Annotated in this window: 24 protein-coding genes; 14 read left to right on the top strand and 10 right to left on the bottom strand. The window is 59.5% G+C overall.

The features are described 5' to 3' along the window. Positions 1-10 precede the first annotated feature (10 nt). The gene (locus tag N7578_RS15175) at positions 11-715 is read right to left on the bottom strand and encodes a metal-dependent hydrolase (RefSeq protein WP_311111121.1); all 705 of its coding nucleotides are present in this window, start codon (positions 713-715) and stop codon (positions 11-13) included. An 84-nt stretch (positions 716-799) separates the two neighbouring features. Between N7578_RS15175 and N7578_RS15170 the strand changes: the two genes are divergently transcribed. Together N7578_RS15170 and ruvX are read left to right on the top strand one after the other, a co-directional pair. Further along, positions 800-1102: an alkylphosphonate utilization protein gene (locus tag N7578_RS15170; protein ID WP_311111120.1), complete on the top strand. Its 303-nt coding sequence runs from the start codon at positions 800-802 to the stop codon at positions 1100-1102. Positions 1103-1112: 10 nt separating this feature from the next. Next, on the top strand, positions 1113-1592 hold the full coding sequence (gene ruvX / locus N7578_RS15165) for a Holliday junction resolvase RuvX (protein ID WP_311111119.1): 480 nt from the start codon (positions 1113-1115) through the stop codon (positions 1590-1592). On the opposite strand, the gene N7578_RS15160 is transcribed toward ruvX, so the two are convergent. The 3 genes from N7578_RS15160 to N7578_RS15150 form a co-directional block, all read right to left on the bottom strand. Beyond that, a complete protein-coding gene (locus N7578_RS15160; RefSeq protein WP_311111118.1) occupies positions 1544-1861 on the bottom strand; it encodes a DUF6105 family protein in 318 nt (105 codons plus the stop codon). The genes ruvX and N7578_RS15160 overlap by 49 nt on opposite strands. Beyond that, complete coding sequence (locus N7578_RS15155; protein ID WP_311112593.1) at positions 1858-2019, bottom strand: hypothetical protein; 162 nt, start codon at positions 2017-2019, stop codon at positions 1858-1860. Before N7578_RS15155 ends, N7578_RS15160 begins: the two co-directional genes overlap by 4 nt. A 232-nt stretch (positions 2020-2251) precedes the next feature. Then, positions 2252-2902, bottom strand: a complete 651-nt coding sequence (locus N7578_RS15150; RefSeq protein WP_311111117.1) for a TetR/AcrR family transcriptional regulator — start codon at positions 2900-2902, stop codon at positions 2252-2254. A gap of 195 nt (positions 2903-3097) precedes the next feature. Here N7578_RS15150 and N7578_RS15145 point away from each other — a divergent pair, with 195 nt between their 5' ends. After that, the gene (locus N7578_RS15145) at positions 3098-4021 is read left to right on the top strand and encodes an ornithine cyclodeaminase family protein (protein WP_311111116.1); all 924 of its coding nucleotides are present in this window, start codon (positions 3098-3100) and stop codon (positions 4019-4021) included. Positions 4022-4045: 24 nt separating this feature from the next. On the opposite strand, the gene N7578_RS15140 is transcribed toward N7578_RS15145, so the two are convergent. From N7578_RS15140 to N7578_RS15130, 3 genes are all read right to left on the bottom strand, one after another. Then, positions 4046-4657, bottom strand: coding sequence for a GNAT family N-acetyltransferase (locus N7578_RS15140; RefSeq protein WP_311111115.1), 612 nt, complete (start codon positions 4655-4657; stop codon positions 4046-4048). Between the two features lie 6 nt (positions 4658-4663). Then, the gene (locus N7578_RS15135; protein WP_311111114.1) at positions 4664-6316 is read right to left on the bottom strand and encodes an acyl-CoA dehydrogenase family protein; all 1653 of its coding nucleotides are present in this window, start codon (positions 6314-6316) and stop codon (positions 4664-4666) included. A 117-nt stretch (positions 6317-6433) separates the two neighbouring features. After that, positions 6434-7012, bottom strand: a complete 579-nt coding sequence (locus tag N7578_RS15130) for a hypothetical protein (protein ID WP_311111113.1) — start codon at positions 7010-7012, stop codon at positions 6434-6436. Between the two features lie 298 nt (positions 7013-7310). Between N7578_RS15130 and N7578_RS15125 the strand changes: the two genes are divergently transcribed. The 4 genes from N7578_RS15125 to dprA are packed head-to-tail and all read left to right on the top strand — an operon-like array spanning position 7311 to position 11378. Next, positions 7311-8252 carry an aspartate carbamoyltransferase catalytic subunit gene (locus N7578_RS15125; protein ID WP_311111112.1) on the top strand — a complete coding sequence of 314 codons (942 nt, stop codon included), beginning with the start codon at positions 7311-7313 and terminating at the stop codon, positions 8250-8252. Continuing rightward, positions 8249-9538 carry a dihydroorotase gene (locus tag N7578_RS15120; protein ID WP_311111111.1) on the top strand — a complete coding sequence of 430 codons (1290 nt, stop codon included), beginning with the start codon at positions 8249-8251 and terminating at the stop codon, positions 9536-9538. The genes N7578_RS15125 and N7578_RS15120 overlap by 4 nt, the downstream gene beginning before the upstream one ends. A gap of 43 nt (positions 9539-9581) precedes the next feature. After that, positions 9582-10199, top strand: coding sequence for a glycerol-3-phosphate 1-O-acyltransferase PlsY (gene plsY, locus N7578_RS15115; protein ID WP_311111110.1), 618 nt, complete (start codon positions 9582-9584; stop codon positions 10197-10199). A 36-nt stretch (positions 10200-10235) separates the two neighbouring features. Continuing rightward, positions 10236-11378 (top strand): DNA-processing protein DprA, encoded by a 1143-nt coding sequence (gene dprA / locus N7578_RS15110; protein ID WP_311111109.1) that lies wholly within the window; start codon positions 10236-10238, stop codon positions 11376-11378. Here dprA and N7578_RS15105 read toward each other — a convergent pair. After that, positions 11358-11564, bottom strand: a complete 207-nt coding sequence (locus tag N7578_RS15105; protein ID WP_311112519.1) for a hypothetical protein — start codon at positions 11562-11564, stop codon at positions 11358-11360. The two genes, dprA and N7578_RS15105, sit on opposite strands and share 21 nt — an antisense overlap. Before the next feature lie 255 nt (positions 11565-11819). On the opposite strand from N7578_RS15105, the gene topA reads away from it, so the two are divergent. The 6 genes from topA (at position 11820) to rpmG (ending at position 19463) form a co-directional block, all read left to right on the top strand. Further along, on the top strand, positions 11820-14513 hold the full coding sequence (gene topA / locus N7578_RS15100; RefSeq protein ID WP_311111108.1) for a type I DNA topoisomerase: 2694 nt from the start codon (positions 11820-11822) through the stop codon (positions 14511-14513). Then, entirely contained in the window at positions 14510-16864 is a 2355-nt protein-coding gene (gene rnr / locus N7578_RS15095) for a ribonuclease R (RefSeq protein WP_311111107.1), read from the top strand. Before topA ends, rnr begins: the two co-directional genes overlap by 4 nt. 36 nt (positions 16865-16900) lie before the next feature. Further along, the gene (locus tag N7578_RS15090; RefSeq protein WP_311111106.1) at positions 16901-17344 is read left to right on the top strand and encodes a DUF983 domain-containing protein; all 444 of its coding nucleotides are present in this window, start codon (positions 16901-16903) and stop codon (positions 17342-17344) included. A gap of 56 nt (positions 17345-17400) precedes the next feature. Continuing rightward, positions 17401-18027, top strand: coding sequence for an NUDIX hydrolase (locus N7578_RS15085; protein WP_311111105.1), 627 nt, complete (start codon positions 17401-17403; stop codon positions 18025-18027). An 8-nt stretch (positions 18028-18035) separates the two neighbouring features. Beyond that, positions 18036-19208 (top strand): MFS transporter, encoded by a 1173-nt coding sequence (locus tag N7578_RS15080; RefSeq protein ID WP_311111104.1) that lies wholly within the window; start codon positions 18036-18038, stop codon positions 19206-19208. Positions 19209-19295: 87 nt separating this feature from the next. Further along, complete coding sequence (rpmG, locus tag N7578_RS15075) at positions 19296-19463, top strand: 50S ribosomal protein L33 (RefSeq protein ID WP_003496403.1); 168 nt, start codon at positions 19296-19298, stop codon at positions 19461-19463. A 693-nt stretch (positions 19464-20156) separates the two neighbouring features. Here rpmG and N7578_RS15070 read toward each other — a convergent pair. Next, on the bottom strand, positions 20157-21527 hold the full coding sequence (locus tag N7578_RS15070; RefSeq protein WP_311111103.1) for a PleD family two-component system response regulator: 1371 nt from the start codon (positions 21525-21527) through the stop codon (positions 20157-20159). Positions 21528-21544: 17 nt separating this feature from the next. Continuing rightward, a complete protein-coding gene (locus tag N7578_RS15065) occupies positions 21545-21916 on the bottom strand; it encodes a response regulator (protein ID WP_003496409.1) in 372 nt (123 codons plus the stop codon). A 131-nt stretch (positions 21917-22047) separates the two neighbouring features. Here N7578_RS15065 and N7578_RS15060 point away from each other — a divergent pair, with 131 nt between their 5' ends. Then, complete coding sequence (locus N7578_RS15060) at positions 22048-22356, top strand: DUF3572 domain-containing protein (RefSeq protein WP_311111102.1); 309 nt, start codon at positions 22048-22050, stop codon at positions 22354-22356. The last annotated feature ends 70 nt before the right edge of the window (positions 22357-22426 follow it).

The following is a 22426-nucleotide window of genomic DNA, read 5'->3' as shown; positions in this document are numbered from 1 at the left end:
ACTCGCGGCGTCAGAAGGACAACGTTTCGCCCGGCTTCGGGGTGTGAACCCGGGTCTTGCCGTCTTCCATACCGCTCACGAATTTCTCCGGCGTCTGGTCGATGATCGGGAAAGAGCCGTAGTGGCAGGGAATCGCGTGCTCGAAATTGAAGAAGCGCTGGCAGGCAAGAGCCGCCACCGCGCCGCCCATCGTGAAGCGATCGCCGATCGGCACAAGACCGATATCCGGTGCGTGCAGTTCATTGATGAGCTTCATGTCGGAAAAGATATCCGTGTCGCCCATGTGGTAAACGGTCGGGCCATCCTCGACATGCAGCATGAGGCCGTTGGCGTTGCCAAGCGAGTGTGAAACGCCGTCTTCGGTTATCTGCGCGGACGAATGCAGCGCGTTGGTGAAGGTTACGGAAAAACCGTCGAAGTGCACCGTACCGCCGGTATTGCCCATGTCGATCCTGGCAAGGCCCTTCGAACCGAGCCAGGAGGCGAGATCTGCATTGGCAAGAACCGTTGCGCCGGTTTCGTTTGCCAGCTGTATCGTGTCACCCACATGGTCGCCATGTCCATGGGTCAGCAGGATGTGGGTGATGCCCTCTGCGGCATTCCTGGCGTCCTGACCGGCAAAAGACGGATTTCCGGTGAAGAACGGGTCGATGAGGATCTTGGCCTTTGCCGTCTCGATGCGGAAGGCGGCATGGCCGAGCCAGCTGATTTTCATGGAAGTTCTCCTTTGTATTAACGGTATACTATGACATAGGACGGGCCGGACAACCGGATACCCCGTAAAATTTGGATTGCGAACATGGCCGCAGATGATGACGAGTATGTGTATGATGAAGCGAGTGGCGAATGGCGCCCCGCCTCTGAAATAGCAGCAGAAGCGGTGACCGCAAACGCGGTTTACGATGCGGCTGGCAACCTCCTGGCCGATGGCGATTCTGTTACACTTATCAAGGATCTGAAGGTCAAGGGCGCAAACACGACGCTGAAGCAGGGAACGGTTATCAAGTCGATACGACTGACAGATAATCCTGAAGAGATCGATTGCAAGCACGACGCCGTAAAAGGCTTGGTGCTGCGCACAGAATTCGTTCGCAAGCGGTAAGAGAAGAACCATGGCAACGCTGACAATCGAAGAACTTGCAGATGTTCTGCAGCCGGGACAGGCCATTGCCGGGCTTGACCTCGGCACGAAAACCATCGGCCTTGCCATGTCTGATCTGTCGAGACGCTTTGCCACGCCGCGCCCTGTCATCAAGCGGGTGAAATTCACGCTGGATGCCGAGGTGCTGCTGTCCTTTGCCGAAAAGGAAAAGGTTTCTGCCTTCGTGATCGGTCTGCCGATGAATATGGACGGCTCATCCGGTCCGCGCGTGCAGGCCACGCGTGCCTTCGTTCGGTCGATGAGCGAAAAGACCGCCCTGCCCTTCATCTACTGGGACGAACGGCTTTCCACGGTTGCGGCCGAACGGGCACTGCTGGAAATGGACGTGTCACGCGCCAAGCGGGCCGAACGCATCGATTCGGCCGCAGCGAGTTTCATTCTTCAGGGTGCGCTGGACAGGCTTTCGGCGCTGGCGCGCTCCACAGACTGATGACCCTGCCACCAGGCGATGATTTTCTTTCTTCTGCGGAATGCGACGATTGCCAGCACGACAATGCTGTCGACAGCGATGGCGCGTGCCACCAGTGGCGGCAGGCTTTCCGGCGGCATGCCCAGAATGTGACCGTAAATCTGAAAAACGAGATCATGGGTCTGGCGGGTCAGCATGTAGAAGCCAAAGCTGATGTCGTAATAAGAAAGCCAGTACCAGCCGGCCAGCAGGGCGACCGGTCCGGCCCACAGGATCAGGAACCACTTCATGCCACCTGCTCCCGCAGGGACAACGTTTCGGGAATGCCAGCAAGCACCGCCCAGCGCGCGAACGCCATAAGGCACAGGTTCAGCGCTGGCACGTCGATATCCAACGGCAGCATGGCAAAAAACGTCATCATGACGCTCAAAGCTATCCAGCGGCTCACTTGCGGCTCCCTCTGCGCAATCATTGCGCATGGTTAATCAATCATTAACACACTGGACCGGTGGCGGCTGACAGGCAAATAAAAGCTGCCATTATGGTTAACAAACGGCGCGCGGATGTGGATAACTCACCACGTCACTCTCCGGAGACAATGGCGCAGCGCAATAAAAAACCGCTGCGGAACAACGCAGCGGTTATATACGGCGGACCATAGAGATCAGACGTTGCGGCAATCAGCCGTAGACACCCCGCACCAGCCTCTTGACGGCTGTTGCGACCTTCTCCCAATCCTTTGCGGATCTGAGTGGAACACCGGCAAACTGACCACTCGCGGCAGCGGATATGACGAGATGCTGGATCGCCGCGAACAGAACGGCGTTGACGGCCGCGGTATCGACGCCCTTTGGCGCCTCCAGAGAGCCACGCATTCGTTCCAGCCATTTCGCCAGCGATTTGGCGCGCGCCTCGGAGAGCTGCCGCACCTGCGGAGAGTTTTCGGAAACCTCCCAGGCGATGATCTTGCAGACGAGCGGGTCGGCACGTAGCGCATCCATGAAATAGAGCGCCAGCCGTTCCATGAGATCGCCGTATGTCAGCAGGAACATGCCGCCGGTATCTTCTGGAATTCGATCCTTGACCCACGAACCGAGATCTTCACCGATCGCCTCGATCAACCCCTCTAGGCCGCGGAAATAACGATAGATGAGCTGCTTGTCGCAACCGGCGCGGCGCGCGATGGCGTTGATGCCGAAATTCTGGAAACCCTCTTCCGCGAGAATGGACTTGGCCGCATTGAAAATCGCCCGCTCGGTCGCAGCGCGATCCTTGATACGCTTTTCCGGTTTAACGTCCGAAATCATTTCTGCGGCTGCGCTCGCCACCATGTCGTCTACCCGTCCTTCCCGGAAGCCTGAAATACCGGGTTAACAAAGCATGAAAGGAAGGACAACGCGGGAGACGTGGCAAGACACAGGAAGCTGTGGATGACGGCCAAACTGCGTACCGGCGCTTCTTTTTTGAAAGCCGCTTGACCTAAACTGCACTTGAGCTTGCAGGATGTGGTAACCGAAAGGACAGCCATGACGACGATATTGACTGATCAGGACCTGAGCGGCGGCGACATCATGCCGATCGCGATAGAGGCGGTTGAGGCCGCCATGCGGAAGAAGGCGCTCGGCGAACTGGTTGCCCCACCCAGACACCATGTCGCGTTTCCCGGCAAAGGCGATCTTGTCTTTACCGTCGGCGGCCTTGTCGGGGATGATGCGATCGCAGGTTTTCGCGTCTACGATACCTTTGCCGGCAACGAGCATTCGCAGATCGTTGCCGTCTGGTCAGCCGACACAGCCCGGCTGGAAGGGCTCGTTCTGGGAGAAAAGCTCGGTGCGATCCGAACCGGTGCAATCGGTGGCGTCGCCATTCGCCACCTCAGCTCCGAAGATGCCAGAACGGTCGGCATCATCGGCAGCGGCCTTCAGGCCCGGACCCAACTTGCTGCGGCAGCGGCCGTGCGGCGCCTTTCGCATGCGCGCGTCTTCAGCCGGGACGACACCAACAGACATGCCTTCGCAACAGAAATGAAGCGTCAACTGGATATCGACATCCAGCCTGCCAAGACGGTGGAGGATACAGTCGCGGACGCCGATATCGTCATCTGCGCGACCAGCAGCACGACACCCGTCATCCATGCGCAATCATTGAAACCCGGCGTCCATATCAACACGGTTGGGCCGAAGACCGTCAATGCACACGAACTAGGCAAAGACGTCGCCGCTGCGGCGAGTCTGATCGCGACAGATTCGCCCGACCAGATTCGCGCCTACGCATCGCCGTTTTTTCTTGCCGGCACGCTGGACGAACAACGCATCAGGGGTCTATCAGAGATCGTTGCGGGGCAGCAAACCGGCCGTCAGTCACCAGACGAGGTGACGCTGTTCTGCTCGACCGGCCTTGCCGGTACGGATGTCGCGGTGGCTGCGGCCCTGTTGCGCAGGAAGGCGTAACGTCCGCGCAGGCCAATAGAAGCGCTATTCGAGCGCCATACCAAACCAGACGGACCCAGGTGTTTCGTGACTATCGAGACGCTTGAAACCGCGTGTTTCCCAGAAGCGCATGCCGGTTTCGTTGCGCTCGCTGGCACCAAGATGGATGCCACCGACGCCATTTTGTCTCGCCATATCGAGCCAGCGTGACAACAGGCGCGTGCCACCGCCCTTCCCTTGCGTACGGGGCAAAAGGTTCATGTGGATATGAGCGGAGAACGGGTCGGTCAGCCAGGACGGCGTGCGGCGCGGATGATGGATGAAGTGGGCGCGGCGCTGATCGGCATTCCAGCTGTCCGGATCGCCCTGGGGATCGGCGTAGAGCGTACGCAGATGCGGCCACCATTCCTGCTCAAGCCGCTCTTCATGCAAAACCGTATCGAGCGCGCCAGCGATGTAACCGCATACGCCCTCATCATCCTCAGCCACAAAAACCGCGTCGGGCCACAGATGCAGATAAGGCACCGCATAGATATGGCCGACCATGCGCCCGTCACGATACTGTGGCGTCGCGTCCTGACCCGCGTCGCCGGTCGCCAGACTGATGGCGTAAAGGGCGTCCTCATCCTCCGGACGCGCAGAACGGAATGTCAGCATCAATCCTCACGAAGCGGGTGGGTAAAGAAGGTCGATAATGTATGTCGGATCGAAGCGCGAATCGAGCATGCCGTAAGTATGCCTCCAGCCACCGGCCAGACGCGTTTCCAGGAAAGCATCGGCGATCTTGCCCGCACCAAGACGGCAGAGCTCCGCGGCAGCGGCCGCCAGCGCGAACTGCTCGACCAGAAGGCGGGCAGCTCCCTCGTCGCGTTCAGCCAGCGCAATCGCCGCACGAAGAACATCCGTGGTCTTCTTGCCGGAGGGACCAAGATCGCGCTCCAGTGTCTGGAAAACGAGGTCGAAGAGATCCTTGCCGCGTTGAAGGACGCGCAGCACGTCCAGCGCCATGACGTTGCCGGAACCTTCCCAGATCGCGTTGACGGGCGCTTCGCGGTAATGGCGGGCAATCGGCCGCTCTTCGACGTAACCGTTGCCGCCGAGGCATTCCATCGCCTCGTAGATCAGTGCAGGCGCGATCTTGCAGCACCAGTATTTGACGATCGGCGTCATGACGCGGGCATAGGCCGCCTCCGCCGGGTTGTTGCGGGCGGCATCGAAAGCCGTCGCCAGCCGGAAGGAGAGCGCCGTTGCGGCTGCGGCATCGAGCGCCATGTCGGCCAGCACGCGGGTCATGATCGGCTGGCTGACGAGCATCTTGCCGAAGACCGAGCGGCCACGGGCATAATGCACGGCTTCGGCCAGCGAGGCGCGCATCATGCCTGCGGAGGCGAGCGCGCAATCGAGCCGCGTCAGCGTCACCATATCCAGAATGGTGCGAATACCGGCACCGGGATCACCCAGCAGATAACCGAAGGCATCGGTGAATTCGACTTCGGCAGAGGCGTTGGAGCGGTTGCCGAGCTTGTCCTTGAGCCGCTGGAAATGCAGACCGTTAGCGGAGCCGTCTTCAAGGTAACGCGGCACGAGGAAACAGCCCATGCCGTCGCCCATCTGCGCCAGCATGACGAAGCCGTCGCTCATCGGCGCGGACAGGAACCATTTGTGGCCGGAAAGGCGATAGATGCCCTCGCCCACCCGTTCGGCGGTGGTGCGGTTGGCGCGCACATCGGTACCGCCCTGCTTTTCCGTCATGCCCATGCCGATGGTCACGGCGGTTTTCTGCAATGCCGGCTTCTGCGACGAATCGTATTTGCGTGACAGGATTTTCGGCGCCCATTCCTTCTGCACACGCGGCGAAGTCATGATCGCGGCGACGGACGCGCTGGTCATGGTCAGCGGGCACAGATGCCCGGCCTCAAGCTGCGAGGTGAGGTAGAACTTCGTGGCGCGTGCCTTGTGTTCGTTGCCGCGCGTATCGGGCGAATTTTCCCATGCGGCGCAATGCAGGCCGGCCGACATGGAGCGGCGCATGAGCGCATGCCAGGCAGGATGAAATTCCACCTGATCCAGCCGTTCACCGCGTGGACCGTGGGTGTTGAGCTTCGGCACACACTGATTGGCCATGCGCGCCAGTTCCTGCGCTTCGTGCGAGGTGACGTAGCGACCGATCTGATCGAACTCGTCCCGGAGATTGCGCGAAAGCCCCGATGTCAGATCAACGATCAGCGGATCGGAACGATAGGCGTTGATACCGGTCCAGAGGCTTGGCTGGTTCAGGTCGGCGAGCGTTTCTTCTGTCCGGGAGTTCTGGGTCATCAAGTGCTTCTAGCTGCTTTTTATTGGAATTGCATAGTGGGTGATATTGCATAATTTCACCCACAGGAAGCGATTGAAGGGATTAAACAGCCGCTTTCGGCGTTTTTCAGAACCAGCCTAGAGAATGCCGAACACGTTTCCGGCAAGCCCCAGCGACAGGACCAGCAGAAAACCCGACGCGGTGCCGCGAACGAGGCGTGGAGATGACTGGCTGGTATGACGGATGAGAAAGGCACCGGCAGAGAGCCAGACGAGCGCAGCAAGCGCCACCAGGACCGAGAACAGCAGGATATAGAGCCATATAGTGGCAAATGGCGCCTGCGGCAGCAGCACCAGACCGACAATCACTGCCTTCGGGTTCAGACATGTCGTGACGAAAACCCTCCGGGCGGAAATCGCCTCGCCTATGGGCGCAGAGGACGGCAAGGTCCATAGCCGCGCCGCCAGAAACGCCACCCATATCGCAGCGCAAAGCTTTACGGCTGCGGCGAGTTCTACATGCGCCTCCAGAAAACCGGAGACAAAAAAGACAAGCGACAGAATGACCAGCTGATAACCGGCGATCTCCCCCAGCATCAGCGGCAGGGACGCCCTCACGCCCCGCCCAGCTCCGGAGAGCGCCAGAAGCGTGTTGGTCGGACCGGGTGTCAGCAGAAGGGCGAGAACGGCCAGGGCAAAGACTGAATAAGAAGACATGGCGATATTTCCAGTTACCTCTCGCAGACATTCATTCGGCTGCGATTGCTGTCAAGGAAACTGCCTGACCATACCAAGTCACGCTTTGATATAAAGCAAGCGGGAAAACATCCCCATGTTTTCGCTCGCAGAGCGCGCGAACGCTTGCCCCCCGCTGAAGCAGTCTCTATAGAGCGCAGGACCGATTTCCGCGGCGCTCCACAGGCGTGTAGACAGCGAATGGGAGCGCACGGACCAGCATTCGGGCGTTCCGGGCATTTTCACGGGAAAATGCGACGCCCTTCAGGAGGCAAACCGCATGGTCTTCTTCCCCCACCGCCATCTCCTCGGCATCAAGGGGCTTTCCCATCAGGATATCACCCTTCTTCTCGACAAAGCCGACGAGGCGGTGAAAATCAGCCGTCAGCGCGAGAAGAAGACCACGACATTGCGTGGCCTCACGCAGATCAACCTGTTCTTCGAAGCCTCGACCCGCACGCAGTCCTCCTTTGAGCTGGCTGGAAAACGCCTCGGCGCTGACGTGATGAACATGTCGGTCGGCAATTCGTCCGTCAAAAAGGGCGAAACGCTGATCGACACGGCCATGACGCTGAACGCGATGCGACCGGACGTCCTGGTGGTGCGCCACTCCTCTGCCGGTGCGGCAGCGCTTCTCGCGCAGAAAGTCGCGTGCTCCGTAGTCAACGCCGGTGACGGCCAGCACGAACATCCGACGCAGGCGCTGCTCGACGCGCTGACCATCCGCCGTGCCAAGGGAACGCTATCCGGTATCACGGTAGCGATCTGCGGTGACGTGCTGCATTCGCGTGTTGCCCGCTCCAACATCATTCTCCTGAACCAGATGGGTGCGCGGGTTCGCGTCGTCGCGCCTGCAACGCTGCTGCCGTCCGGTATTCGCGACATGAGCGTGGAAGTCTATCACGACATGAAGGAAGGTCTGAAAGACGCCGACGTGGTGATGATGCTGCGCCTGCAGCGCGAGCGCATGTCTGGCTCCTTCGTGCCTTCAGTGCGCGAATATTTCCATTATTACGGCCTCGACGCCGAAAAACTGAAGGCTGCCAAGGACGATGCGCTCGTCATGCATCCCGGCCCAATGAACCGCGGTGTGGAAATCGCATCCGAGGTGGCGGACGGTCCGCAGAGCGTGATCGAAAGCCAGGTTGAAATGGGGGTCGCCGTTCGCATGGCGGTGATGGAAACCCTGCTTGTCTCGCAAAATCAGGGTGAGCGCGTATGAGTGCCGTTACCGTTCTGAACAACCTCCGCATCATCGATCCCTCCCGCAACCTCGACGAAACCGGCAGCATCGTCATCGGCGCTGATGGCACCATTCTCGCGGCAGGCAAGGACGCCCGCAATCAGGGTGTGCCGGAAGGTGCGACCGTTCGCGACTGCAAGGGGCTGATTGCGGTTCCCGGTCTGGTCGATGCCCGCGTATTCGTCGGCGAACCCGGTGCCGAACACCGCGAAACGATCGAGTCCGCCTCTCGTGCGGCAGCGGCGGGTGGCGTCACCAGCATCATCGTGATGCCGGATACCGATCCCGTCATCGACGATATCGCGCTCGTGGAATTCGTGAAAAAGACGGCGCGTGACAAGGCGCTGGTCAACGTCCACCCGGCGGCAGCTGTAACCAAAGGGTTGCGCGGCGAGGAAATGACCGAGTTCGGCATGCTGAAAGAAGCGGGTGCCGTTGCCTTCACCAATGGCCGCAAGGCGCTTTCCGACACGCTGGTGCTTCGCCGGGCAATGACCTACGCCCGCGAACTGGGCGCGGTGATCGCGCTCGAAACCCGCGACAAATATATCGGCAACGGCGATATGAACGAGGGACTTTTCGCAAGCTGGCTCGGCCTGCCCGGCATTCCGAAGGAAGCCGAGATCATTCCGCTGGAGCGCGATCTGCGCATCGCCGGGCTGACACGAGCGCTCTACCACGCCGCCAAGATTTCCGTACCGGAATCGGCCGAGGCAATCAGGCTGGCGCGGTCGCGGGGCGTCAAGGCGACCTGCGGCATCTCGATCAACCACCTGACGCTCAATGAAAACGACATCGGCGAGTATCGCACCTTCTTCAAGCTCTCCCCGCCTCTGCGTTCGGAAGACGACCGCAAGGCGATGGTGGAAGCGCTGAAGGACGGGACCATCGACATCATCGTCTCCTCTCATGATCCGCAGGATGTGGACACCAAGCGCCTGCCCTTCTCGGATGCGGCAAGCGGCGCGGTGGGGCTGGAAACCATGCTGGCTGCGGCTCTTCGCCTCTACCATAGCGGCGACGTTCCGCTGATGCGGCTGATCGATGCGCTTTCGACCCGTCCGGCCCAGATCTTCGGGCTTGATGCCGGCACGCTGAAGGCCGGAGCGAAGGCTGACATCACACTCATCGACCTCGAAGAACCTTGGCTTGTATCGGAAAAGAATCTGGTATCGAAATCCAAGAACACGCCGTTCGAGGATGCACGTTTCAGCGGCCGTGTTGTCGCCACCTACGTGGCGGGCAAACAGGTTCACGAGTTGTGATGAAACTTACGTTACGGAAAGCACGAAGACAGGGGACATTTGAATGACTGTATTGACTGTCTGGGAGACGGCAGCCTCCCTGCTCGCGCTTGCCGCGCTGGTCGGTTATCTGCTCGGCTCGATCCCGTTCGGCCTGATCCTGACCCGTGCCGCCGGTCTGGGCGACGTCCGCAAGATCGGTTCGGGCAACATCGGCGCGACCAACGTGCTGCGTACCGGCAACAAGAAACTCGCTGCCGCGACATTGCTGCTCGATGCGCTGAAGGGTACGGCTGCGGTGCTGGTCGCCAATGCGCTGTGGGGATACGAAGCATCGCTGGTCGCAGGCTTCTTCGCCTTCCTCGGCCACCTGTTTCCGGTCTGGCTGGGCTTCAAGGGCGGCAAGGGTGTCGCGACCTATATCGGCGTGCTGCTGGGTGCTGCACCGCTGATGATGCTGGGCTTTGCCGCGGTGTGGCTGGTGACGGCCTTCATCACCCGTTATTCCTCGCTTTCCGCACTGGTGGCGATGCTTGTCATTCCCGCGGCATTGTGGATACTCGGACCCGAAAAAACCGCGCTGCTCGTTACGCTCCTGAGCGTCATTTCGTGGTGGAAACATCGTGAAAACATCAAGCGTCTTGTCGCAGGCACGGAAAGCAAGATCGGCCAGAAGGGCTAAGGCAAACGCCATTCGCCCTCTTAGCGAGGGCGTTTGATGCCGCACGACGGAATAAAACGACAGGGCATGGCGCTTTCCGACAGGCAGAAAGTCGCCTGGCTTCGGCTGATCCGCAGCGACAATATCGGTCCAGTCACGTTCCGCGAACTCATCAATCACTACGGCAGCGCCGAACACGCGCTCGAGGCACTGCCCGAGCTTTCGCGGCGCGGCGGTTCGTCGCGAAGCCTGCGCATCACAACGCAGGCGGAGGCTGAACGCGAAATCGACACGGCCGTGAGGTTCGGCGCACGTTTCGTCGGCATCGGAGAGCCGGACTATCCACCTGCATTGAGACATGTGGACGGCGCGCCACCGCTGATCGCTATGCGGGGATCAGGCGCCACATTGACACGCCCCTCCATCGGCATTGTCGGTTCGCGCAATGCGTCGATCAACGGCGCGAAATTTGCAGCCATGCTGGCGCAGGAATGCGGACGGGCAGGCTATACCATCGCATCCGGCCTTGCGCGCGGGATCGATGCCGCCGCACACCGCGCCAGTCTCCCAACCGGAACCGTGGCTATGCTGGCGGGTGGGCTCGACCGGCCGTATCCGCAGGAAAATTTCGGCCTGCTGCAGGAAATCTATGACAAAGGCGGCGCAACCATCAGCGAAATGCCCTTTGGGTGGGAGCCTCGGCCGCGGGATTTCCCGCGCCGCAACCGATTGATCGCCGGGGTCTCGCTTGGTGTCGTGATCGTGGAAGCGGCGGAACGTTCCGGCTCGCTGATTACTGCCCGGCTTGCGGGCGAAGCAGGGCGCCTCGTCTTTGCCGTTCCGGGATCACCACTCGACCCGCGTTGTCACGGAACCAACCGGCTCATCAAGGAAGGCGCCATGCTGACAACGGGCGCAGCCGACATTCTCGATGCCCTGCATCCGATGATGGAACCAGTCCTTCCGCTCGAGCGGAAAGTCGAGGAACCGGCACGCGAAACCGACATGTCGCCGCCCGAAGATACGGAGCGCAACATCATTGCGGCTGCGCTCGGTCCCTCGCCTGTCGAGACAGACGACATCATCCGCCATACGGGACTGTCGCCTGCCACGGTTCACATGGTGCTTCTGGAACTGGATATCGCCGGTCGGCTAAACCGGCATACCGGGGGGCTGGTTTCACTTGTTATGGCGGATTGAGAGCTTGCGTCGCCCGCTCTGTATATCACCGACTTCCACATAAGCCATCTCGATCAGGTAACAGAGCATGTCCGCGCCTTCACGGCTGGCGGCCTGCCGGAGCTCCGCCAACATCTGCCGGATGTAGGCAAGATTTTCCCTCGTTGCGTCACCATAGGCATTATCGTGTGTTCTATCCGGGACCATAATATACCCTGCGAATTCAGCCTGAGGAAAGATTTTCAGCACGCATTGAATAATGATTGCAACCATAACTCGTTTATTTAAAATTGCAATACAATCAAAGATAATCCTCTGGTTGCATTCGTGCCGAAATGAGAAAATCGCCCTTGCCTCTTGACCAGCGCGCATTACCTGTCCATGTCGAAATATAAAGAAGCCTCGCTGCAACACGCCCATGCGGCCGGGACACATTAACGGACCAGTTCCAGAGAAAAAAATATGAATGTCGTCGTCGTAGAATCTCCTGCCAAAGCCAAGACGATCAACAAGTATCTTGGCTCGGGCTATAAGGTTCTTGCATCCTTTGGCCACGTTCGGGATCTTCCTGCCAAGGATGGCTCGGTGCTGCCGGACCAGGATTTCGAAATGTCCTGGGAAGTGGACCCGGCCTCGCAGAAGCGCATGAAGGATATTGCCGATGCGGTGAAATCCTCCGACGGACTGTTTCTCGCAACCGACCCTGATCGCGAAGGTGAGGCGATTTCCTGGCATGTGCTCGATCTTCTGAAAAAGAAGAAGGTGATCGGTGACAAGCCCGTCAAGCGCGTGGTCTTCAACGCCATCACCAAGAAGGCTGTTCTCGATGCGATGGCGAACCCGCGCGACATCGACATCCCGCTGGTAGACGCCTATCTGGCGCGCCGCGCACTCGACTATCTCGTCGGTTTCAACCTTTCACCGGTGCTGTGGCGCAAGCTGCCCGGCGCACGTTCGGCTGGCCGCGTTCAGTCCGTAGCGCTTCGCCTTGTCTGCGATCGCGAGTCCGAAATCGAACGCTTCGTTTCGGAAGAGTACTGGAACCTCTCCGCTCTTCTCAAGACACCACGCGGTGACGAGTTCGAAGCAAAGCTGACGTCTGCCGATGGCAAGCGCCTGCAGGCGAGAGGCATCAAGACGGGCGACGACGCCAACCGCCTCAAAACCCTTCTCGAAGGTGCGACCTATGTTGTCGATACCGTCGAGGCCAAGCCGGTCAAGCGCAATCCCGGCCCTCCGTTCACGACCTCGACACTTCAGCAGGCCGCCTCCTCGCGCATGGGCTTCGGAGCTTCGCGCACCATGCAGGTCGCACAGAAGCTTTACGAAGGTATCGACATCGGCGGCGAAACCGCAGGTCTGATTACCTATATGCGTACCGACGGCGTGCAGATGGCGCCGGAAGCGATTGATGCAGCTCGCCGCGCGATCGGCGAACAGTTCGGTGGCCGATACGTGCCTGAGAAAGCCCGTTTCTATTCCACAAAGGCAAAGAACGCGCAGGAGGCGCACGAAGCCATCCGTCCGACCGACTTCAACCGCACGCCGGACAAGATGAAGCGGTTTCTCGATGCCGACCAGTTCAGGCTATACGACCTGATCTGGAAGCGTGCCATTGCCAGCCAGATGGCATCCGCCGAGATCGAGCGCACCACCGTTGAAATCCTCGCTGACAACAAGGGCGAGAAGGCCTGCCTTCGAGCAGTTGGTTCGGTGATCCGTTTCGACGGTTTCATCGCCGCCTATACCGATCAGAAGGAAGACGGCGAACAGAGCGACGACGGTGACGACGAAGGCCGCCTGCCCGAAATCAACGCGCGCGAAAACCTCGCCAGGCAGAAGATCAACGCCAGCCAGCACTTCACCGAACCACCGCCGCGTTATTCGGAAGCATCGCTCATCAAGAAGATGGAAGAGCTCGGCATCGGCCGTCCTTCCACCTACGCCGCGACACTGAAGACGCTGAGCGACCGCGAATACATCATCGTCGACAAGCGCAAGCTCATTCCGCATTCGCGTGGACGGCTGGTGACGGCGTTCCTCGAAAGCTTCTTCACAAAATACGTCGAATATGATTTCACCGCGGATCTGGAAGAAAAGCTCGACCGCATTTCTGCCGGTGAACTGGACTGGAAGCAGGTTCTTCGTGACTTCTGGTCGGATTTCTTCGCCCAGATCGAAGACACGAAGGAGCTGCGTGTCACCAACGTTCTGGATGCGCTGAACGAGGTTCTGGCACCGCTGGTATTCCCCAAGCGCGAGGACGGCTCCGATCCGCGTATCTGCCAGGTCTGCGGCACCGGCAACCTGTCGCTGAAACTTGGGAAGTATGGCGCGTTCGTCGGCTGCTCAAACTATCCCGAATGCAACTACACGCGTCAGCTCACCTCGGACGGTGCGGAGGCGGAAGCCGCCGCCCTCAACGAGCCGAAGGCGCTGGGCGCGGACCCGATGACGGGCGAAGAGCTGACGCTGCGTTCCGGCCGCTTCGGACCATATATCCAGCGTGGCGACGGCAAGGACGCCAAGCGCGCATCGCTGCCAAAAGGCTGGAAGCCGGAAGAGATCGACCACGAGAAGGCGCTCGCACTCATCAACCTGCCGCGCGATATCGGTCAGCATCCGGAAAGCGGCAAGATGATTTCCGCCGGTATCGGCCGCTATGGACCGTTCCTGCTGCATGACGGTGGTTACGCCAATCTAGAGAGTGTCGAGGACGTGTTCTCAATCGGCCTCAACCGTGCCGTGACGGTAATTGCCGAAAAGAAGGCAGCACCTGGCCGTGGCAGATCGTCTACCCCGGCTGCGCTGAAAACGCTTGGCGATCACCCCGATGGCGGTGCGATTACCGTGCGTGACGGCCGTTTCGGCCCCTACGTCAATTGGGGCAAGGTCAATGCCACTATTCCGAAGGCGCAGGCTCCAGACAGCGTGACGCTGGAGGAGGCGCTGGTGCTGATAGCCGAACGCATCGCCAAGACCGGCACCGGTGGCAAGCCTGCCAAGGCCAAGAAGGCCGCGGCGAAGCCTGTAGCCAAGTCTGCCGATGGTGACGCTGCCGCAAAGCCGAAGGCGACCAAAGCGAAAACGGCAACGAAAGCCAAATCCGCGGCCAAGCCCAAGGCCGCAGCAAAATCGAAGAAAGCAGAATCGTGAGTAAAGCGCCGCGTCAGAAACAGGGTTCCGCCAATGACGGTTTCGGACGCACGGCGCGCTCCAAACGCGTGGACGAAGGCGAAGGCATCATCCATGGTGAAGTGCCTTCGCGCGAAGTGCTGCTGAAATTCATTGCCGACCACCCGCAGCAGGCATCCAAGCGTGAGATCGCCAAGGCTTTCGGTCTGAAAGGCGAAAACCGCGTCCTCCTCAAAGCCCTGCTGAAGGAGCTGGAAGGCGACGGCATGGTACACAAGAGCCGCAAGTCGCTGGTGCGGCCGGGTGGCCTGCCGCCGGTGACGGTTCTCGACATCACCACGCGGGACAAGGACGGCGAATTGATCGGCCGGCCGGCGGAATGGCCGGAGGATCTGGGTGCGGCTCCTGCCGTGCTGATCCGGCAATCGTCACAGGATCGTGGAAAGAAGGCGCCGACCGCCGGCCTGAACGACCGCGTTCTGGCAAAAATCTTTCCCTCCAAGGAAAAGGCAGGTCCGGCCTATACGGCGCGTGTCGTCAAGATACTCGATCGTCGTCAGGGCGCGCTTCTCGGTGTGTTCAAGCTGTCTCCGGGCGGCGGTGGTCGCCTGATGCCGATCGACCGGCGCGGCGAGGAAATGGTCATCGACCCGGATGGCGTGGGTGATGCGAAGGACGGCGATCTGATCGAGGTGGAAACCTCACGCAACAGCGGGCGTTACGGCCTGACACGCGCCAAGGTTCTGTCCGTCGTCGGTTCTGTCGCATCCGAAAAGGCGATCTCCATGATCGCCATCCATGCGCATGGCATTCCGCATATCTTCCCGCAAAATGTTCTGTCGGAGGCGGATGACGCAAAAGCCGCCACGATGGCGCACCGTGAGGACTGGCGTGACCTGCCGCTGATCACCATCGACCCGGCCGACGCCAAGGATCATGACGACGCGGTTTACGCCGAACCCGATCCCTCGCCCGACAACCCGGACGGCGTGATCGTGACGGTGGCGATTGCCGATGTTTCCTATTATGTACGGCCCGGCGCGCCGCTGGACCGCGAAGCGCTGAAGCGCGGCAATTCGGTCTATTTCCCGGATCGGGTCGTCCCCATGCTGCCCGAACGCATTTCCAACGATCTATGCTCCCTCAAGGAAGGCGTCGACCGCCCTGCCCTTGCCGTGCGCATGGTGTTTTCCAGGGAAGGCCGCAAGGCGTCGCACACCTTCCATCGCATCATGATGAAGAGTGCGGCGAAACTCTCTTACCAGCAGGCACAGGCCGCCATCGACGGCAACCCAGACGACAAGACCGGACCGATGCTGGAGCCGATCCTGAAACCTCTGTGGCATGCCTATGAGGTGATGAAGCGCGGGCGTGATCGTCGCCAGCCGCTGGAACTCGACATGCCGGAGCGCAAGATCCTGCTGCGCCCCAACGGCACTGTGGACAAGGTTGTCATTCCTGAACGCCTCGATGCGCACAAGCTGATCGAGGAGATGATGATCCAGGCCAACGTCGCCGCCGCCGAGACGCTGGAAAAGAAGAAACAGCGGCTGGTCTACCGCGTGCACGATGCGCCGACGCTCTCCAAGCAGGAAACCCTACGGGAGTTCCTTGGCACCATCGGCATTTCCATGGCCAAGGGTGCGGCGATGCGCGCCAACTCCTTCAACGGCATTCTGGCCCGTGCGCTGGATACGCCGCACCAGATCATGGTCAACGAGATGGTGCTGCGCGCGCAGAGCCAGGCGGTCTACAGCCCGGAGAACATCGGGCATTTCGGCCTCAACCTGATGAAGTACGCACACTTCACCTCGCCGATCCGCCGTTATGCCGACCTTATCGTGCACCGTGCGCTGGTGGGTTCGCTGGGTCTTGGCGAAGGTGGCATCACCCCGCAGGAAGAAGCGACGCTGGACGACATTGCCGCGGAAATCTCGACTTTCGAACGTCGCGCCATGGCGGCCGAGCGCGATACCATCAACCGCCTGATCGCCCACCATCTTTCCGAGCGCGTGGGCGAAGAGTTCGAAGGGCGCGTCTCCGGTGTCACCAAGGCGGGACTTTTTATCGCGCTGCCGCAATTTGGCGCCGATGGTTTCATACCTATATCAATGCTCGGCACGGATTACTTCATCTATGACGAGGCTCATCAGGCTTTGACAGGTGAGAAAACCGGGCTCGGTTATCAGCTTGGCGACAGCGTTCAGGTCAAGCTTGCCGAGGCCGTGCCATTGGCGGGCGCCCTGCGTTTCGATATGCTGAGCGAGGGAAGGAAGATGCCGGTCGCCACACGGTCGTTTCATAAAGCGGGGCGGCGGACGTCACGCGTGGCGGCAAAGCCCGGCACACGCCCGCCAAGACGGCGGCGATAAGCAAGCGGCGAGAACCGCCACGGGAAGGAAACGAGCATGGGTATCGAACACAGCTCCGAAACTCTGACGTATGGCGATAAGGACATGGAGCGACCGCTGGGACGCTCCATCATGCGCGGCATGGTGAACCGTTGCCCCGCCTGCGGTTCGGGACGTCTTTTCCGCGCCTGGCTGAAGCCCGTGGATAATTGTGCTGCCTGCGGTGAGGAAATGCACCACCAGCGGTCCGATGATCTGCCACCTTACATTTCCATCGTCATCATCGGGCACATTGCCGTCGGTGGCTTCATGATGACCGATCTCATCATGCAGGTGCCTATGTGGGTGCACTTCGCCATCTGGGTGCCCATTACCATCCTTGCTGCGCTTGTGACGCTGCAACCGATCAAGGGCGGTGTCATTGGCCTGCAATGGGCGTTGAAGATGCATGGCTTCGACAACCGACCGGCAAAGCCGGTCATCGACGGCTCCTCGCATTAGGCCTTTGCGTGGCGCCACTGCATCCTTCCACTGATCCTCAACCAACGACGGTTGCGATGCGTCCTCGCGACGCAGCGGCCCTCCTTCTGTTCGACCGCTCCGGGCCACGATTGCGAGTGCTGATGGGCAAGCGAAGCGCCGCCCATGTCTTCATGCCCAATACTTATGTCTTTCCCGGCGGCAAACGCGATCGGCGGGATCACGCCCTGCCCTATTGCGGAGAGTTGCACCCCGCAGTGGTGAGCAGGCTGACAAAATCGGTTCCGAGGCAGCTCAGCCCCGCCGGAGCGCGGGCGCTGGCTCTTGCCGCGGTGAGAGAACTCGTTGAAGAAACAGGCATCCGGCTTGGCCGCGAAAGCACCGGCCCGGATCTTTCGACACTGCGTTTTGTCGCAAGAGCGATCACGCCACCGGGCCTATCCCGACGCTACGACACGCGTTTCTTCAGTGGCTTCGTGGACGAAATCGACGTGGATATCGCAGCTCTTCGCGATTCGGACGAGCTTCGGGACCTCCGGTGGGTTGACACGGCCAACCTTTCAGGTCTGAACATGCCGACGATCACACGGACGGTTCTCGAAGATGTCACAAAACTTATGATAGGTGATCCCTCATTGCCCTTTGAATGCCCCGTGCGGTTCTACTTCACGCGCCACGGCCGGTTTATTCGAGACTTTGTATAAAGGCCGTCATGTCACGAACGAAATGCGAAGAAGACGCCATTCACTGGCCTTCCCTGATTGCAGCAATTGCCTCCATCAGCGCGGTCGGCGTCGCCATCGGCCTCGGATTGCCGCTGTTGTCGATCATTCTCGAGAAGCGCGGCATCTCGTCCACCATGATCGGCGTGAATACGGCAATGGCCGGTATCGCGGCGATGATGGCGGCCCCCCTTGCATCAAAAGTCGCCCATGATTTCGGCGTTGCCCGAACCATGCTGCTGGCCGTTGTCATTTCGGCACTCAGTGCGCTCGGCTTTTATTTCGCTGATGCCTTCTGGATGTGGTTTCCGCTGCGAATCGTCTTCCATGGCGCGACCACGACGCTTTTCATCCTGTCGGAATACTGGATCAACATGGCCGCACCGCCAAGGAAGCGCGGCATGGTGCTGGGTATCTACGCCACCGGCCTTGCCGTTGGCTTCGCCGTTGGTCCGTTGCTGTTTTCCCTCGTCGGCAGCGAGGGAATCATTCCCTTTATCGTGGGCGCCGCCATCATTCTCCTGGCAGCGATCCCGATCTTCGTGGCGCGTGGCGAAAGCCCGGAGCTGGACGAGAGGCCGAACCATCATTTCGCGCGTTATATATGGATGGTGCCCATGGCGTCTGCCGCAGCCTTCGTTTTCGGGGCGGTGCAGGCGGGCGGTCTGTCACTTTTCCCGATCTACGCCACGCGTGAAGGGTTTAGCGAATCGCAGGCCGCCGTGCTGCTGACAGTGATGGGCATCGGCAACATGGTCTTCCAGATCCCGATCGGCCTCATGTCCGACAGGATGAAGGACCGGCGTACACTTCTCGGCCTCATGGCACTTGCAGGCGTGGCAGGTACGCTGGCTCTACCCGCTCTCGTCGAGAGCTGGTTGTTGGTTGCTGGCCTGCTCCTGTTCTGGGGCGGGCTCGTTTCCGGCATGTATACCGTCGGACTGACGCATCTGGGATCGCGCCTGACGGGCGCAGACCTCGTGGCGGCCAATGCCGCCTTCATCTTCTGTTACGCCGTTGGCACGATCTGCGGACCGCAGGCAGTGGGTATTGCGATGGACATTGCCGGGACAGACGGATTTGCCTGGGCGCTCGCCACATTTTTCGCCCTTTACGTGGTGCTTTATATCTTCCGTTTTGTTTTCCGGGCAAAACAGACTTGACTTTTCGGGCGCGATACGTAGTTTCGCGCCAGATTTAGCCGAGGTGAAAGCACCTGCGGCTTCTCTTTTGTTAAAGGCAGGACGACCATGGCGAAAGCTACAACAATCAAGATCAAGCTGCTGTCGACAGCCGACACCGGTACCTTCTACGTCACCACCAAGAACAGCCGTACGTTCACGGACAAGATGACGAAGACGAAGTACGACCCGGTTGTACGCAAGCACGTAGAATTCAAGGAAACCAAGATCAAGTAATTCTTGATCGGTTTTCCGACAAAAGCGCGCCCTACGGGCGCGTTTTTTGTTTGTGGCGGTCGCAGTTCAAGCCAGGACTTCTGCTGCCGCGGCCGGTCCGCCCTCGATACAGTGGCTGCTCCACAGATACGAAAACACATCGCACCCGCGTAGCCCAGAGGCTGCTTGCTGACGCCCCTGCGCTTCCGGAACGTCATATCTCGAAGGCAAAGATCTGGGGGAAAGGTTTGGCCGACGACTCGCCGGGGATATAAGGCGGTCGGCCAGCGATGTGATTACGGCACGAGGAACCGATTCGAACATCACCGACCGACCGACCCCACGATCCAGGAGATGCGGCGGACCTGAGCATCATGGGGCATTCAAACTACGCAATACGACCCCTGATGAGCGATATGCCGTAGCGTCCATGCCACCTGCACAACATCATCATGCGGCTGAAAGCCGACTGAAGATCTTTTTCGTCGGATTAGATTTTGCGCAGAAGCGGAATAAAAATCAACAAATTCTTAAGGCCAGACCGTTTGCGTCGAAAGATATGGTTAAATATACCAGTATGACACACTATATGGCGCGATCCGATTGAATTCCCCGTAGAACTCAACCTTAACTATAACAGGATCGAGCACGCGTTCCTTCAATTTAGCCAGGCTTACAAATGATCTGAGTTAATCGCTTGTTTGTAAGGTTGTCTCAGGCTGCTGCTGCGACGACGCGGTTTCTTCCTGAACTCTTGGCCTCGTACAGAGCCCTGTCGGCCTGTTTGAGAAGCTGATCCGGCAAAGACACCGACGGACTGTTTGTCGCGATGCCAAGCGATGCCGTGATCTTCAGCTCTCGGTCTATGGATCGGACATAGAAAGGCTGGTCCTCGACGATCTCGCGAAGACGTTCTGCGACACCGATGGCGTTTTCCATCGGGGTATCCGGCATGACGACAACGAACTCCTCACCACCGTAACGGCAGGCGAGGTCCGCGCCACGCACGGCGGAGCGCACACGTGACGCAAATTCACGCAGAACCTCGTCACCGACATCATGGCCGTAGGTATCGTTCACGCTCTTGAAGCGGTCGATATCGGTAATGCAGATCGAAATCGGCCGGCCACGTGCTGCTGCTCGGTCAAAAAGTACCTTGAGATGGTTGTCCAAGTAGCGGCGATTGTTCAGCCCCGTCAGCCCGTCAACCACCGCAAGCTCCATCGTATGCTGTAGATTGCGCCGCAGATGATCGTTGAACCGCTTGCGCTTGATCTGCGTCAGCGTACGCGCGACCAGCTCATTGGGATCGACGGGGCGGAGAATGTAATCATTGACGCCGAGATCGAGAGCGCGCGCCACCATATCGTCAGCGCCCTGCTCCGCCACAAGCAGAAGCGGCAGAAAGCGGGTCCGCTCCAGAGAGCGAAGCTGGGAGCACAGGCGAAGCGGATCGTAATCGTCGAAGGTCGAGTTGACGATCACCAGTTCGAAGGGATTTTCCGCGGCCCTGAACAACGCGGCCTGCGGATCGGACATCACCTCAACCTCGGCAACCGGCTTCAGCGCTCTGATGATACGCTCCTGCGAGCTTGCACGGCCATCGACGAGCAGCACACGGCCCGGCGCCTGCATCGTGTTGTCGTTTCTCAGCAGGTCCTCCATGCCAATCTGGCGAGCGGTTTCGGCACGCATGCGCAGCTCGTCGCTGACAGACTTGAGACGCACAAGGCTTTTGACCCGTGCGATAAGCTGGAGGTCGTTGACGGGCTTCGTCAAAAAATCGTCGGCGCCAGCCTTCAGACCGCGAACGCGATCTGATGGCTGATCGAGAGCCGTCACCATGACCACCGGAATATGCGCGGTATGCGGGTTGGCCTTCAACCGCTCGCAAACCTCGAAGCCATCCATTCCCGGCATCATGATGTCCAGAAGAATGATGTCGACCTGCTCGCTGTCGCAGATTGCCAGCGCCTTGAAACCGTCTTCGGCGGTCAGTACATCGAAATATTCTGCGACGAGCCGCGCTTCCAGAAGCTTCACGTTCGCCGGTATGTCATCAACAACCAGAACTCTCGCTGTCATGGTTTTCCCCAGTCGCCTTACGCATCACCAAGATAGGTCTTGATGATCTCGATAAATTTCGGGACGGAAATCGGTTTGGACACATATGCCTCGCAGCCGCCCTGACGAATGCGCTCCTCATCGCCCTTCATAGCGAAGGCCGTGACGGCGATGACCGGTATGACGTGCAGCTCATCGTCTTCCTTCAGCCATTTCGTCACCTCCAGACCGGAAACCTCCGGTAGCTGGATATCCATGAGAATGAGGTCAGGACGATGCTTGCGGGCGAGGTCGAGTGCTTCCATGCCATTGCGAGTCTGGATCGTCGTATAACCCGATGCCTCGATCAGATCACGAAAGAGCTTCATATTCAGCTCGTTGTCCTCGACTATCATGACCTGTTTGGGCATGGCGAACAGTCCCCGCTCCGCTTTGAAACCTTTATCTGCACATATAAGTTGCCAGAAAGTCGATTCCATCGTCCAATTGTGGCGTTAGGCTAAGGCGATTTGGTTTCAAAATAGGTAACTTCGGAAGAGAAATGCTGCGACACCCTAAAAACAACGACAATGTCGAGAAGGATCCGCAAGAAACAGCCGCCGCCATACTTGGGTGGCTGGCAAACGAGCCGGACATGCTCTCCCGTTTTCTGGCGCTGAGTGGCCTGCAAGCGAATATGCTGCGCCAGGCGGTCAACGACCCCGGTTTTCTCGCAGGCCTGACAGACTTCCTTATGAGCCACGAACCGGACCTTATGGCCTTCTGCGCGGCAACGGAGACATCACCCGAGACGGTCGAAGCCGCGTGGCGTCACTTTTCCGGGCCTGGACTCGATTCCGGCGAATATTGACGGCTTGAGCCGCGGCGAACGACAGGGTATTGTCGCCAACGTTCCCGTTTTGTTTATGGATCGGTTGCGG

Origin of the sequence: Agrobacterium tumefaciens (genome assembly GCF_031801495.1) — a bacterium.
Classification (GTDB): Bacteria; Pseudomonadota; Alphaproteobacteria; order Rhizobiales; family Rhizobiaceae; genus Agrobacterium; species Agrobacterium tumefaciens_K.
Note: the sequence above shows the minus strand (reverse complement) of the source record. Positions and strands in the feature narration are given on the sequence as shown.

Bases quoted from the DNA above. Each gene is read 5' to 3' on its own strand.
- N7578_RS15150 (WP_311111117.1), bottom strand. From the start codon at position 2,902: ATGGTGGCGAGCGCAGCCGCAGAAATGATTTCGGACGTTAAACCGGAA.
- N7578_RS15080 (WP_311111104.1), top strand. From the start codon at position 18,036: ATGTCACGAACGAAATGCGAAGAAGACGCCATTCACTGGCCTTCCCTG.
- N7578_RS15090 (WP_311111106.1), top strand. From the start codon at position 16,901: ATGGGTATCGAACACAGCTCCGAAACTCTGACGTATGGCGATAAGGAC.
- N7578_RS15170 (WP_311111120.1), top strand. From the start codon at position 800: ATGGCCGCAGATGATGACGAGTATGTGTATGATGAAGCGAGTGGCGAA.
- ruvX (WP_311111119.1), top strand. From the start codon at position 1,113: ATGGCAACGCTGACAATCGAAGAACTTGCAGATGTTCTGCAGCCGGGA.
- N7578_RS15060 (WP_311111102.1), top strand. From the start codon at position 22,048: ATGCTGCGACACCCTAAAAACAACGACAATGTCGAGAAGGATCCGCAA.
- N7578_RS15070 (WP_311111103.1), bottom strand. From the start codon at position 21,527: ATGACAGCGAGAGTTCTGGTTGTTGATGACATACCGGCGAACGTGAAG.
- N7578_RS15130 (WP_311111113.1), bottom strand. From the start codon at position 7,012: ATGTCTTCTTATTCAGTCTTTGCCCTGGCCGTTCTCGCCCTTCTGCTG.
- N7578_RS15135 (WP_311111114.1), bottom strand. From the start codon at position 6,316: ATGACCCAGAACTCCCGGACAGAAGAAACGCTCGCCGACCTGAACCAG.
- N7578_RS15175 (WP_311111121.1), bottom strand. From the start codon at position 715: ATGAAAATCAGCTGGCTCGGCCATGCCGCCTTCCGCATCGAGACGGCA.
- N7578_RS15105 (WP_311112519.1), bottom strand. From the start codon at position 11,564: ATGGTCCCGGATAGAACACACGATAATGCCTATGGTGACGCAACGAGG.
- N7578_RS15140 (WP_311111115.1), bottom strand. From the start codon at position 4,657: ATGCTGACATTCCGTTCTGCGCGTCCGGAGGATGAGGACGCCCTTTAC.
- plsY (WP_311111110.1), top strand. From the start codon at position 9,582: ATGACTGTATTGACTGTCTGGGAGACGGCAGCCTCCCTGCTCGCGCTT.
- N7578_RS15125 (WP_311111112.1), top strand. From the start codon at position 7,311: ATGGTCTTCTTCCCCCACCGCCATCTCCTCGGCATCAAGGGGCTTTCC.
- topA (WP_311111108.1), top strand. From the start codon at position 11,820: ATGAATGTCGTCGTCGTAGAATCTCCTGCCAAAGCCAAGACGATCAAC.
- N7578_RS15145 (WP_311111116.1), top strand. From the start codon at position 3,098: ATGACGACGATATTGACTGATCAGGACCTGAGCGGCGGCGACATCATG.
- dprA (WP_311111109.1), top strand. From the start codon at position 10,236: ATGCCGCACGACGGAATAAAACGACAGGGCATGGCGCTTTCCGACAGG.
- rpmG (WP_003496403.1), top strand. From the start codon at position 19,296: ATGGCGAAAGCTACAACAATCAAGATCAAGCTGCTGTCGACAGCCGAC.
- N7578_RS15160 (WP_311111118.1), bottom strand. From the start codon at position 1,861: ATGAAGTGGTTCCTGATCCTGTGGGCCGGACCGGTCGCCCTGCTGGCC.
- N7578_RS15085 (WP_311111105.1), top strand. From the start codon at position 17,401: ATGCGTCCTCGCGACGCAGCGGCCCTCCTTCTGTTCGACCGCTCCGGG.
- N7578_RS15120 (WP_311111111.1), top strand. From the start codon at position 8,249: ATGAGTGCCGTTACCGTTCTGAACAACCTCCGCATCATCGATCCCTCC.
- N7578_RS15065 (WP_003496409.1), bottom strand. From the start codon at position 21,916: ATGCCCAAACAGGTCATGATAGTCGAGGACAACGAGCTGAATATGAAG.